The sequence below is a fragment of the uncultured Microbacterium sp. genome (genome assembly GCF_963521695.1).
Lineage (GTDB): Bacteria > Actinomycetota > Actinomycetes > Actinomycetales > Microbacteriaceae > Microbacterium.
The window spans coordinates 1-11,156 of the sequence record NZ_CAUQWC010000106.1 but is presented as its reverse complement, the minus strand read 5'-3'; the positions used below and the strand labels follow the sequence as shown (position 1 = coordinate 11,156).

10 protein-coding genes are annotated in these 11,156 nt (G+C 69.1%); 6 read left to right on the top strand and 4 right to left on the bottom strand.

Annotated features, from left to right (window positions below; genetic code table 11):
- Positions 1–171 precede the first annotated feature (171 nt).
- Positions 172–1,062: a helix-turn-helix transcriptional regulator gene (locus tag RWP81_RS09425; protein ID WP_314455305.1), complete on the bottom strand. Its 891-nt coding sequence runs from the start codon at positions 1,060–1,062 to the stop codon at positions 172–174.
- Between the two features lie 154 nt (positions 1,063–1,216).
- On the opposite strand from RWP81_RS09425, the gene RWP81_RS09420 reads away from it, so the two are divergent.
- The 3 genes from RWP81_RS09420 (at position 1,217) to RWP81_RS09410 (ending at position 3,758) form a co-directional block, all read left to right on the top strand.
- Positions 1,217–2,062, top strand: coding sequence for an aldo/keto reductase (locus RWP81_RS09420; RefSeq protein ID WP_399540575.1), 846 nt, complete (start codon positions 1,217–1,219; stop codon positions 2,060–2,062).
- A gap of 122 nt (positions 2,063–2,184) precedes the next feature.
- A complete protein-coding gene (locus tag RWP81_RS09415) occupies positions 2,185–2,745 on the top strand; it encodes a flavodoxin (protein ID WP_314455298.1) in 561 nt (186 codons plus the stop codon).
- A 269-nt stretch (positions 2,746–3,014) separates the two neighbouring features.
- On the top strand, positions 3,015–3,758 hold the full coding sequence (locus tag RWP81_RS09410) for a hypothetical protein (protein WP_314455295.1): 744 nt from the start codon (positions 3,015–3,017) through the stop codon (positions 3,756–3,758).
- A 77-nt stretch (positions 3,759–3,835) separates the two neighbouring features.
- Here RWP81_RS09410 and RWP81_RS09405 read toward each other — a convergent pair whose 3' ends face one another.
- Positions 3,836–5,161, bottom strand: a complete 1,326-nt coding sequence (locus tag RWP81_RS09405) for a hypothetical protein (protein ID WP_314455291.1) — start codon at positions 5,159–5,161, stop codon at positions 3,836–3,838.
- Positions 5,162–5,394: 233 nt separating this feature from the next.
- Between RWP81_RS09405 and RWP81_RS09400 the strand changes: the two genes are divergently transcribed.
- Both RWP81_RS09400 and RWP81_RS09395 read left to right on the top strand, forming a co-directional pair.
- The gene (locus RWP81_RS09400) at positions 5,395–6,495 is read left to right on the top strand and encodes an NAD(P)-dependent alcohol dehydrogenase (protein ID WP_314455288.1); all 1,101 of its coding nucleotides are present in this window, start codon (positions 5,395–5,397) and stop codon (positions 6,493–6,495) included.
- Between the two features lie 212 nt (positions 6,496–6,707).
- Positions 6,708–7,394, top strand: a complete 687-nt coding sequence (locus tag RWP81_RS09395; RefSeq protein ID WP_314455285.1) for a hypothetical protein — start codon at positions 6,708–6,710, stop codon at positions 7,392–7,394.
- A gap of 199 nt (positions 7,395–7,593) precedes the next feature.
- Here RWP81_RS09395 and RWP81_RS09390 read toward each other — a convergent pair whose 3' ends face one another.
- The gene (locus RWP81_RS09390) at positions 7,594–9,270 is read right to left on the bottom strand and encodes a PHP domain-containing protein (protein ID WP_314455283.1); all 1,677 of its coding nucleotides are present in this window, start codon (positions 9,268–9,270) and stop codon (positions 7,594–7,596) included.
- Between the two features lie 164 nt (positions 9,271–9,434).
- On the opposite strand from RWP81_RS09390, the gene RWP81_RS09385 reads away from it, so the two are divergent.
- Positions 9,435–10,193, top strand: a complete 759-nt coding sequence (locus tag RWP81_RS09385; RefSeq protein WP_314455281.1) for a hypothetical protein — start codon at positions 9,435–9,437, stop codon at positions 10,191–10,193.
- A 94-nt stretch (positions 10,194–10,287) separates the two neighbouring features.
- On the opposite strand, the gene RWP81_RS09380 is transcribed toward RWP81_RS09385, so the two are convergent.
- On the bottom strand, positions 10,288–11,156 hold an 869-nt coding region (locus RWP81_RS09380), incomplete at its 5' end, for a (Fe-S)-binding protein (protein ID WP_314455278.1).

Sequence of the window (11,156 nt, the reverse complement as noted above, 5' to 3'; positions counted from 1 at the left end):
GCCCCCCCCGCCCCCCCCCCCGCCCCCGCCGCCGCCGCCCCCCCGCCCCCCGGCCCCCCGCCGGGCGCCCCCCCCGGGGGGGGGGGGCCCCTTTCGATGGGCACGACAACGCCGACCGTACGGCTGAGGTTGTCGGGCGGGTGCACGGGCGCGGGCGCGAGCCCGCCGCTGTCACGGGGTCTTGGTGGGTACCGCGGTCGGGGTCTTGCTGGCGGCCCAGCTGGCGAGGACGCGGAGACGTTCTTCCGACACCGAGGCGGGCTCGGTGACGTAGGTGATGATCGTGATGTCGGGTTCGCTGGCGAGGGTGAGTGCTTCGCCGGTGACCTCCACCTCTCCGACCGTGGGGTTGTGCAGTGTTTTCGTGGCGCTGGTGTGAAGGCGTACGTTGTGGGCTGCCCACCAGGTGCGGAACGGGTCGCTGCGGGTGCTCAGCTCACCGATGAGGTCGGTGAGGGACCGGTCGAACGGAGTCCGTCCGGCCGCGATCCGGAATGCGGAGACCATGTCGCGAGCGACGCGCTCCCAATCGCCGTAGAACTCCTGGGATGACGGGTCGAGGAAGAGGTATCGGGCGAGATTCGCCGGCTCGTTCCCGTTCGGGACGAGGCCCGGCATGAGGGCGGCGCCGAGCTGATTCATCGCGATGATGTCGGTGCGGCCGTTTCGGGCGTAGGCGGGCAGCCCGCTCATCCCCTCGAGGATCCTCTCGACCCGGTTGCTGGCACGGAACCGTGCGGGCATGCGCTTGGATGCGGGACGAGTCACGGCGTGCTCGGCGTTCGCCGCACGGGCGAGGTCGAACAGGTGCTGCTCCTCGGATTCATCGAGCTGCAACGCTCGCGCGACGGCGTAGAGGACGGATTCGGAGACGCCGGCGAGCTTGCCGCGTTCCATCCGGTTGTAATACTCAGCGCTGACTCCGGCGAGGGTGGCGACTTCTTCGCGGCGCAGGCCCTTAACCCGCCGGCCGGTCGTAGAGACGGTGAGGCCGGCCGCTGCGGGGGTGAGGCGGTCGCGACGGGTGCGGAGGAAGTCGCTCGCTTCGGTTCCGGTATCCATATCGGTAAGCGTAAGTCGGAGCCGGAACCATGAAACAGGCACTGGCAATACACCTAACACCGCTGCCTGTTCCGCGTGAGAGAACCGCTATTGGATGGAATCACCGGCAGAGCAACAGCCGGTCCGCTTCTTGGAAGGAACGCTCATGAGCACCATCCCCACAGTCACCTTGAACACCGGCGCGACGATGCCACAGCTCGGCTTCGGCGTGTTTCAGATACCCGCGGAGGAGACTGAGCAGGCCGTCACCGACGCGATCAAGGCCGGCTACCGCCTCATCGACACCGCAGCTTCCTACGGCAACGAGGAGGCCGTCGGCCGCGGTATTGCCGCCAGCGGCGTGCCCCGCGAGGAGCTGTTCATCACCTCGAAGCTGTGGATTCAGCGCCGCGGCGAGGAGGGTGCCCGCGAAGCGATCACCACGTCCCTGCAGAAGCTCGGCCTGGACTACCTCGACCTCTACTTGATCCACCAGCCGTTCGGCGACTACTACGGCGAGTGGCGCGCTCTCGAGCAGGCCCACGAGGACGGCCGGCTCCGCGCGATCGGCGTCTCCAACTTCGCCTCCGACCGCCTCGTGGACCTCATCGCGTTCGCCGACATCGTGCCTGCGGTGAACCAGATGGAGACGAACCCGTTCCACCAGCAGGTGGACTACCAGGAGCTGCTGCACGCCGAGGGCGTACAGCTCGAAGCGTGGGCGCCGTTCGCCGAGGGCAAGAACGACCTGTTCACCAACCCGGTCCTGACCGAGATCGGTGACGCGCACGGCAAGTCCATCGCGCAGGTCGTGCTCCGCTGGCTGGTCCAGCGCGGCGTCGTGGTCGTGTCGAAGTCCGTCAAGCCCGAACGCATGCAGCAGAACCTCGACGTCATCGACTTCGAGCTCACCGACGAGCAGATGGCGAAGATCGCCGAGCTCGAGGCCGGCGAGTCGCAGTTCTTCTCCCACGTCGACCCCGACATGGTTCGCTGGCTCACCGGCCGCGCCGAAGCGTAAGAATGCCCGCCTCGCAGCCCACCCGCAGGCAGCTTCTGCGGACCGCCGCGGCCGGCGCGATCAGCGCCGCCGCGGCCGGGCTGCTGGCCGCCTGCACCACCCCCGAAAGCGAAGATCGTCCCGTGACCGCACCCGCCACGGCCGCACCGAGGAGCCCGGTAGCGACGCTGCTGGTGTACTTCTCCCGCCCCGGGGAGAACTACTGGAACGGCGGCCGCCGCACCCTCGACGTCGGCAACACCGAAGTCCTCGCGAACCTGATCCGCGACCGACTCGACTGCGACGTGTTCCGAATCGAGGCCTCCGATGCGTACTCGGACCGCTACGACCCCACGGTTGCCCGCAACGTCGATGAACAGAACACCGACGCCCGCCCCGCGATCGCCGACACCCTCCCCGACCTGAGCCAGTACGACCGGGTGCTGATCGGTAGCCCGATTTGGAACGTGCAGCCGCCGATGATCATGGCGACCTTCGCTGAAGGCGCGGATCTGGCCGGCACAGACCTCTACCCGTTCGTCACCTACGCCGTGAGCGGCCTCGGAAACACGGGCTCGTTCTACCGCGACCTGAACACCGGCGCCACGCTCCACGATGGTCTCGCCGTCCGCGGGGAAACCGTCCGCGACAGCGGCACCATCGCTGCCGTCGAGCAATGGCTCCGGGACGGCGACCTCGTCTGACGAGCATCTGATGCAAAGCCGGTCGGTTTCGCGTCACGACTCGGCCAGCAAGGATCGCCCCGGACGACGGCCACGCTGCGCCCGCGGACGCAGCGGCCGATGAAGGAGTGTGCGGACCGCGCCGCTCACGCCATCCGGGGCGAAGCCGATCAGTTTTGTACCAGCGGAGATCGCTATCGGGTGCATGCTTTGCGAGGCGGTCGTGGCAATCTGGTGCTCATCGGGGCACGGCGGTTCATGCCACTGGGCCACATCGCGAGGGGGCGTCGATGGGCAACGTTGATCTGCAACCGGTACTCGTCGGCGACCGGGTGTCCGCTGCGGGGATTCTTCGCGAGGACGGGTCCTCGCACCGACTTCTCATGCGGGGCGAGGGAGTCTACGGCGAGCTGTTCAACGCGACGGACTACTTCGCGATGCCCGTTCGGGGTCTCACCGGTGCGCAACCGGACGGCGTGGTGACGGTCCGCGGGGTGTGGACGGGCGCGGGCATCGTCGACGCGGATGCGACCGACGGAGGCCGAGGGGTGGCGCTCTTCTCACAGATCACTCGGCGGAGCTTTCCCGACGTGGACGGCGTCGCCGATCGCTCGGAGCTTCTGCGCACAGACGTACAGGACGCGTGCGACACCATCCGCGATGGCGCCCTCGTGGCCTCCCTCGCCGCGCGGAGCGAGAAGGGATGGTTCCTTCTCGCGGCGGCCGTCGATGTCGAGGCGGTGCGGGCCGCGTTGGAGCCTGTGCTCGGGCCACATCTGCTCGTCGTCCCGAGCACGTGGAGCCGCGATCAGGTACGAGAGGCTGAAAGCGCCGCTTCGGCCGTGACGGAAGCTTTCCAGTCGGGAGTCGGCTGGGATACGGACGGCCGTTTCCGTGCCCACATGCTCGTGCACCATATCTCCCCGGAATTGGCCGCTGCGGTCAAGAGGTACCCGGCTGAGATCGTGCACGTCGAGGCATGGCTGAAACATCTGAGTGCGGACGGTGAGCCCCTGCGACGCCCCGCCTGCTGACGTCGCGGAGGCGCGCGTCAGCGGGAACGGCGGAGGGGCGGAACGTCGAAAACGCTCCGCCCCTCCGGTTCATCGGGTCAGCTGGTGTGGCGGGATCGGCGGGCGACCAGCGCGAGGATGGCCCCCAGCGCGGCTAGTCCGCCGGCGCCGAGCAGCAGCGGCGTGACGTCGCCCGACCCGGTGACGGGCAGGATCGGGGCGGCGGTCGCCGAGCGGGCGGGTGCCACCGCGACCGGAGTCGCGTTCGTCGATCCGGCCGGTGCCGGCACGGCCGGGGTGGCGGAAGCACCGGGAGTAGAGGGAGTGGCGGGAGTGGTCGGGGTGACCGACACCGCGCCGAACTGGGCGTCGATGCCTCCCGTGCTCTCCTTCGGCGACACAACCACCTGTGTCGCCGTCTCGGCCGTGGCCGCGCCCTTCCAGAACTGCGTCTCGGTCACTTTCCCGTCGACGATCTTGCTGAACTTGACGATCCACGATCCGGCGGCGGCCGGGAAGGCGTAGGTCCCATCGGAAGCGACGCCTCCGCTCGCGATGGAGAAGCCCGTCTCCGGGTTGAAGACGTCGACCTCCGCGTCGGTCAGGGGGACGATCGTGCCATCCGCGCCGACCTCGGTCAGCGTGCCGGTCAGTTGCCCCTTGGGGAGCAGTGCGGCGTCGATGCCCGACGTGGTCTGCGCGGCGGCGAGCTGCACCGGGGTCTCGACCCTGCCCGTGGAGTCGTTGATGCCGTTGTAGCTCTGGCGCTCATAGCCGAAGGGGGCGTCGGGGTAGCCCAGCAGGGAGGTGAAGGTGACCTCGGCGGTGCTGGGGAAAGTCTCCCCCGAGTAGTTCAAGTAGTACGCACCGGTCTGGCCGCTCTGGCCCCCGCCTGCGCCCTCACCGCTTCCGCCCGGGGTGTCGTCGACGGCGCTGACGATGATGCCCGCGACGGGTTTCCCCGTGAGGGCGTCCGTGACGGTTCCGGCGATCCCCGCGGACGTGGCATCCGGCGGGGTGTTGGTCTTGTCGATGGTGGCGGTCACCGTCACGTCGTCGGCGACGAGCTGCACCGGGGTGGTGTCGTCCGAATCGGACGCCCCGTCCCAGTAGCCGGCGTAGCCGTTCGCCCAGATCCACATCTGATAGGCGGTGCCGAGCTCGAGGCCGGGCACTGTGGTGAGATCGAGGCGGCCGTCGGCGCCGGCGATGCCGAAGTGTTCGGGGGCGAACGGCTCGGTGCTGAGTTCGACGACGGCGCCGTCGATCGGATCGCCCGACGAGTCGACGACGAGGACGTCGTGGATGGGTGTCGGGGCGGGGGCGGCGGATGCCGCGGAGACGCCGACGCAGGTGACGGCGAACAGGACGGCGGCAGCGGCGGACAGGGCGCGCATCGTCGCGCGCCAGGTGGGTGTTGTCACGAGGAACCTTCTGATCGGGTGAATGAACGGGCCGAGTCTAGGAGCGCGGCCGACGCGCGGGGAAGAGCGGGCTACCCTTCGCTTGCGGACCGTGACGGCGGAGATGTCCGCCTCCCTTCTCCCCCCGCCGGCCGCGGATAGTACCGGCATCCGCCGAAAACACCAGGGCCCGTCTCTCGTCAGGCGCCTTTCCTACCGTTCTGGGACGCACTCGCCCTGACCTGAGGAAGAACATGTCCCGCAACATCGGCTATGCCACCCCCGACAAGAACACCCCCCTGGCGCCCTTCACCTTCGACCGCCGTGAGGTGGGGCCCGAAGACGTGCGCATCGACATCGCCTACTGCGGCGTATGCCACTCCGACGTGCACCAGGCGCGCGACGAATTCGGCGGTGCCCTCGCGACGCTGTGGCCCTGCCTCCCCGGGCACGAGATCGCCGGCACCGTCGCCGAGGTGGGCTCCCAAGTGACCCGCTACGCCGTCGGCGACCGCGTGGGCGTGGGCTGCCTCGTCTACTGGGGCGACGAGTCGCAGCGCGGCGTGAGCGAGGAGCAGTACCAGAACCCGCCCGCGATCTTCACCTACAACGGGCAGGACCCCGACGCCGGAGACGTCACCCTCGGCGGGTACTCCGACGAGATCGTCGTCAACGAGCACTTCGTGCTGCGCATCCCCGACGCCATCCCGCTCGAGCAGGCGGCTCCGCTGCTCTGCGCCGGCGTCACGACGTGGTCGCCGCTGGCGCACTGGAACATCGGTCCCGGCAGCGTCGTCGCCGTCGCCGGCCTCGGCGGACTCGGTCACCTCGCCGTGCAGCTCGCGAAGGCGCGCGGCGCCGACCGCGTGATCGCACTGACCACCAGCCCCGACAAGGCCGACGCCGTGCGGGCCCTCGGCGCCGACGACGTGATCGACATGACCGACGAGGATGCCGTCGAGGCCCAGGCCTCGAGCATCGACTTCGTGCTGTCGACCATTCCGACGCCGTTCGACATGAAGCCCTACCTCTCGCTCATCCGCCACGACGGGGCGCTGGTGACGGTCGGCATGCTCGAGCCGATCCACGAGGAGGGCATCGACTTCGGCTTCGTGTCGATGAACCGCATCACGATCGCCGGCTCGCTGATCGGCAGCATCGCCGAGACGCAGGAGGTGCTCGACTTCGCCGCCGAGCACGGGATCGCCGCCGAGGTGAAGGTCATCCCCGTGCAGCAGGTCAACGAGGCCTTCGACGAGATGGTCGCCAACGACATCCGCTTCCGGTTCGTGATCGATAGCAGCACCCTGGATGCCGACCGCGACAGCGCCGCGGAGCTGCCCGCCTCGCAGTGAGTGACGAGAGGGGACGCGTCCGCTCCCGGACGCGTCCCCTCAGCGCGTCGCCTTCTCCAACAGCTCCAGCACGTGCACGTACGACTCCCCCGCCGCCTTCGTCATGCCGAGTTCGCACGTGCGGTTGCACGACGCGAAGGCATCCGCTCCGCGGCGAGCGCCACGGTCGCACGTGACGTCGAGAAGGGGAACGAGTCTGTCAATATGGCGTCATGGCCGGCGCACCCACGCTCACCCCTGCACTTGCCGTACTCGCCGTGACGGCGGCGGCGCTGGCCGGGTGCACCACCGCAGCGCCCACGGCAGTCGAGACGACCCCGGCATCCGCTCCCGCGGCTGTCGCCGAGCAGGTGACCGGAGCTACGCCGGCGCCGCAATCGACCGAGTCGGGAACCTGCTCGGGCATGTCGGAGGTCTACGGCTCCACCGGGAGTCTGTATCTGGAGCGGCGGGGGACGCTGCGGGATCTCGGCGCACGTGAGTTCGCGCGGGGCGAGGTGACACTCGATGAGGACGGCACCCCCTCGACCTATACCGTCGAGCCCGGTGACGTCGAGGCGGTGATTGCCGAGCGGCTCTGCGCGTACCCGACCCTCGGCTCGATGAACCATGTGCGCACGATCCAACCGGGGCAGGTGCTCTGGCTCACCCCCAACCCCGACAGCCCTTGGGTGCCGTACTTCAACCCGTCTGACGCGCCTGCGGGGTTTCAACAGATTCCGTACCAGCAGGCGATCGAGTCTGCGGGCAGGGCGGTGGATGCCGGTGACGTGGACTCCGTGCAAACGATCTGGAACGACACCCTCAAGGGGATGTTCGCCGATCAGGACACCATCGACGCGGTCCAGGAGGTCGTCGACTCCGGCGACCTCGACGCGCTCCGCCAGCTCTTCTCCTGACGCTGGCTGCAGTTCAGCACCTGACGCGAGGGCGTCGAGCGGAGAGCGCGATGGGTGTGTCCGCGGCATGCGGCAGACGGTAAGGGCCGGACGAAACCGACCGGTTCCACACGGATCAGCGGCAGCCTTCCTGAGAGGCGGGGGCGCCCCTGAGGTGCCACCCGGAGAAGGCATTGCCGAGAATGCCCACGAGTATCGATCAGCGGATCTCGACGAAGATCGGGTTGGTGTACATCCAGGTGTCGAGCCAGCAGTTCGCCTGACCGGGGGCGTGGGGTTGCGGGGCGCGGGGGTCGACATCGGCGCCCATCGGCCCGACGCCGTTGACCCTGCCGTCTGATCCGCGGACCCGGACGTAGCCGGCGGTTTCGACGGCGCCCATGGGCACGACGACCTGGAAGGCAGAGCCGCTGCGGTCGCTGACATCGAGCAGCTGCACGACCCGGGTGAGCGGAGCGGTCATCGTTTCGCGGTCGCCGGTTGGGCCCGTGATGACGCCGGCGATGACGTCGAGGTGCGCCAGCCGGGGCAGGATGCCGTACGAATTGGGGGTGGTGGTGGGCTCGACGTCGATCACGAGCTCGAGATCGGTACCCGAGGCGACGCTGAGGGTTTCGCCGAGGGTGGCCGCAGTGGCGGTGTCTTCGACGGCTCGGAGCGTGACGGAGAGCCCGGAGATCAGGTGTCCGTGGTCGACCCACACGCGGCCAGCGCGGAAGGCGGACATCAGGCCCGTGTGCGTCTTGTCCGTGAGCCCGACGTGGTTCCGGCTGAACTCGCCGGGCCACAGGTCGCTTCCGAACTGAGCATCGGCGGTGGCGACGGGTTCGGGTCGGCGGCCGGCACGGTTGAAGTTCCCGAGCGTGAGGCCGGCTTCCCAGTTGTCACCGGTCGGGAAGTCTCCCACTCGAACGGTGTCGAGGTTCTTCAGGTGGAGGTCGCTGTTGGTGGTGATCCACCAGCGACGGCCCTCGCTGAGCAGGCTGTCCCACATGCCGCCGACGACCGCGGTCATCCAATCGAAACCACCATGCAGGCGGTAAGCGACCTCGGGAAAACCCGGGTACGAGTACGTACCGGGTGAGTTTTCGTACTCGCCTCGCTGCGTCGTGTCCGACGTATTGGTCGCCAGGCCCGAAGCCTGAGCGCCGGGCGCGCCTTCCATACCGATGAAGATGTCGGGGTCGGCGTCCTGCCAGGCGCGCAACTCGGCCGGCGAGTCGATTCCCAGGCGGCACGGGTGGTTGGCGAGCACGATGGCGTCGTCGACAAGACCGTCCTCGCGCTGCTTCGCGAGCCATTGAATGCCGTCCACCGCGTGCTGGAGGAATTCTGCGGCCTGGTTCGTGGCTGGGTCCGGCTTGTCCCACTTGTTGAGCTTGCCGTCGTACAGCAGCTCGAACCGGCGGATGACCTGCATGGTCTGGGGGCCGGGGGCGACGATGACCGTGCCGTGCTCCGCGGCGGGGATGTACCATTCGAGGCCCTGGAACACCATCAGGTCCGGGCGGGCCCTGCGCGCCACCTCGATCTCGCGGGCGGCGTTCAAGATCCCGCCGGTGTTGGCGTGCCCGAAGTTGCTGTGCTCGGTGAAGACGATCGCCCCCACCCCGAACCGCTGCGCGTTGTCCAGAATGGTCGTCATGGCGTACTTGGCGTCGTGCGAATAGAACGAGTGCACGTGGTGGTCGAAGACAACCCACTGCAACTGAGCGGGGTCGACCGCTTCCGCCGCGCGAAGCACCGCACCGGGAGTAGCTGCCTGAGCACTCGTCGTTCCGGCGGCGAAGCCGACAGACGTCGCGGCCGTTGCGACAGCGCTTGCGGCGAGGAAGTTCCGACGGGTGAAACCGGAGGAGGCGTTGTGATCAGTCATCGACGGCTTTCGTGAGAGGGGCGCCCCGGAACGTAGCCACGCCGCGTGAACGGCGCTCGTACGGATGGGGGAGAGACATCGTTGTCTGTTCACGAACGCGACATGTGTTTCGGGGACAGTCCGTCTGTCCTGCCCGACCGGCGTCACCCCGACAGAGAGCCACCATGTCCCTCACGAAAGCGCTTCCTCCTACGCTCCCCGTTGCCCTGGCGACGGCGGCGATTCTCGGCTCCGCCGCTCTGACTGCCGCGCCTGCTCTGGCCGCAACGACGTCGTCCGCGCTCGTGTTGCAGGACGCCACGGGGATGACGGTGACAAGCGGTGATGCCATGGCCAACCCCTCGTTCTCATCTGCCTACCTGGCCGGGGGATGCCCCGGTGGAGCCCAGGACGCTGCTCGCCTGAGCGTGTCCGCAGACACCTCCGTGGTCGTGGTGTCCCCGACCGTCTCGACCGATGGTGCCGCGCCGGTGACGGTGCCGATGTACTTGCCCTTCTCCGAGGTCGTGCCCGCGGGAGGAGAGACGGGCAGCGCGACGCTCACCCTCGAGTGCCTCGCCGTCGCCGACGGCATCCCCGTCGTCGTGATCCCTGCGGCCACGCTGCCGATCGCGTTCTCGGCCGGACAGTGGTCGGTTTCCACCACCCCCGTTCCTACGCCGACGCCCGCTGACGCGAGCCCCGCACCGACTCCCTCCGCGACCGGCACCACGCCCACAGCGTCTCCGACAACTGCCGCCTCCATCCCGAATCCCTCCGCGTCCGCCGCAGGAGGAACGAGCGCAGCAGGCCGACCTCTTTCCGGCTTGGCGAACACCGGCGTCCAGGTTGCGAGCGTTGTCGGTATCGGAGTACTCGCCCTCGTTGCGGGACTGTGGATCGCTGTCGTGCGCAGGCGCCGGCAATCCGCTCCGCAGGATTGACTCCAAGCCCTTTGCCGACCGCGACAGCGCCGCGGAGCTGCCCGCCTCGCAGTGAGTGACGAGAGGGGACGCGTCCGCTCCCGGACGCGTCCCCTCAGCGCGTCGCCTTCTCCAACAGCTCCAGCACGTGCACGTACGACTCCCCCGCCGCCTTCGTCATGCCGAGTTCGCACGTGCGGTTGCACGACGCGAAGGCATCCGCGCCCCACTCGGCGACCTCGGCCGCCTCCGGAGCGGTCGCGGCCTCCGTGAGCTCGGGGTGCAGCATGCCCCGGTCGCCCGCGTACGCGCAGCACCCCCACGCATCGGGCACTCGCACCTCGGTCGCGACCGCCTCGCCCAGCGCGCGCAGGGCCGGATCGATCCCCAGCTGCGTCGACGAACACGTCGGGTGAAGGGCCAGCAGCTCGGCCACCGGTGTCGGGGTGAGACGCGGCAGAAGAGTGGATGCCACGAAGGTCACGGCATCCAGAACCTCCACGCCCTCTTCGCGCAGCGTCGCCGCGAATCCCTCGGTGCAGCTCGACGCATCGCACACGACCGGCAGGGCGCCGTCGCGGGTGGCCTCGCGCACGGCTGATCGCACGCGGGCCGACATCGTCGCGTGCCCCTTCGCGTAGCCCTTCGACGACCACGGGGTTCCGCAGCACAGCGCGTCGATACCGTCGGGCACCACGGCCGAGACGCCCGCGCGTTCCAGCAGGCGGGTGAATGCGGCGGTCGCGCCGATCCCGCCCTCCGGGCCGAACATGCTCCCCGCGCACGCGGGCAGGAACACCGCCACGGGCTCCACACCCGCCGCCCCGGCCCGAGACCCCAGCGACTTCCGCGACGCCCCACCCGGGGGCAGCTCCGCCGAGTACCGCGGCACGGTGTCGGTGCCGAGCACCGCGCGGGCGGCATCCGTCACCGTCCTGACCACCGGCGTGGGCAGCGCCGACGCGACGGTCAGCGCGGCGGATC

Excerpts from the sequence above, each read along its gene's own strand:
- RWP81_RS09425 (WP_314455305.1), bottom strand. The coding sequence starts at position 1,062 with ATGGATACCGGAACCGAAGCGAGCGACTTCCTCCGCACCCGTCGCGAC.
- RWP81_RS09410 (WP_314455295.1), top strand. The coding sequence starts at position 3,015 with ATGGGCAACGTTGATCTGCAACCGGTACTCGTCGGCGACCGGGTGTCC.
- RWP81_RS09400 (WP_314455288.1), top strand. The coding sequence starts at position 5,395 with ATGTCCCGCAACATCGGCTATGCCACCCCCGACAAGAACACCCCCCTG.
- RWP81_RS09395 (WP_314455285.1), top strand. The coding sequence starts at position 6,708 with ATGGCCGGCGCACCCACGCTCACCCCTGCACTTGCCGTACTCGCCGTG.
- RWP81_RS09390 (WP_314455283.1), bottom strand. The coding sequence starts at position 9,270 with ATGACTGATCACAACGCCTCCTCCGGTTTCACCCGTCGGAACTTCCTC.
- RWP81_RS09385 (WP_314455281.1), top strand. The coding sequence starts at position 9,435 with ATGTCCCTCACGAAAGCGCTTCCTCCTACGCTCCCCGTTGCCCTGGCG.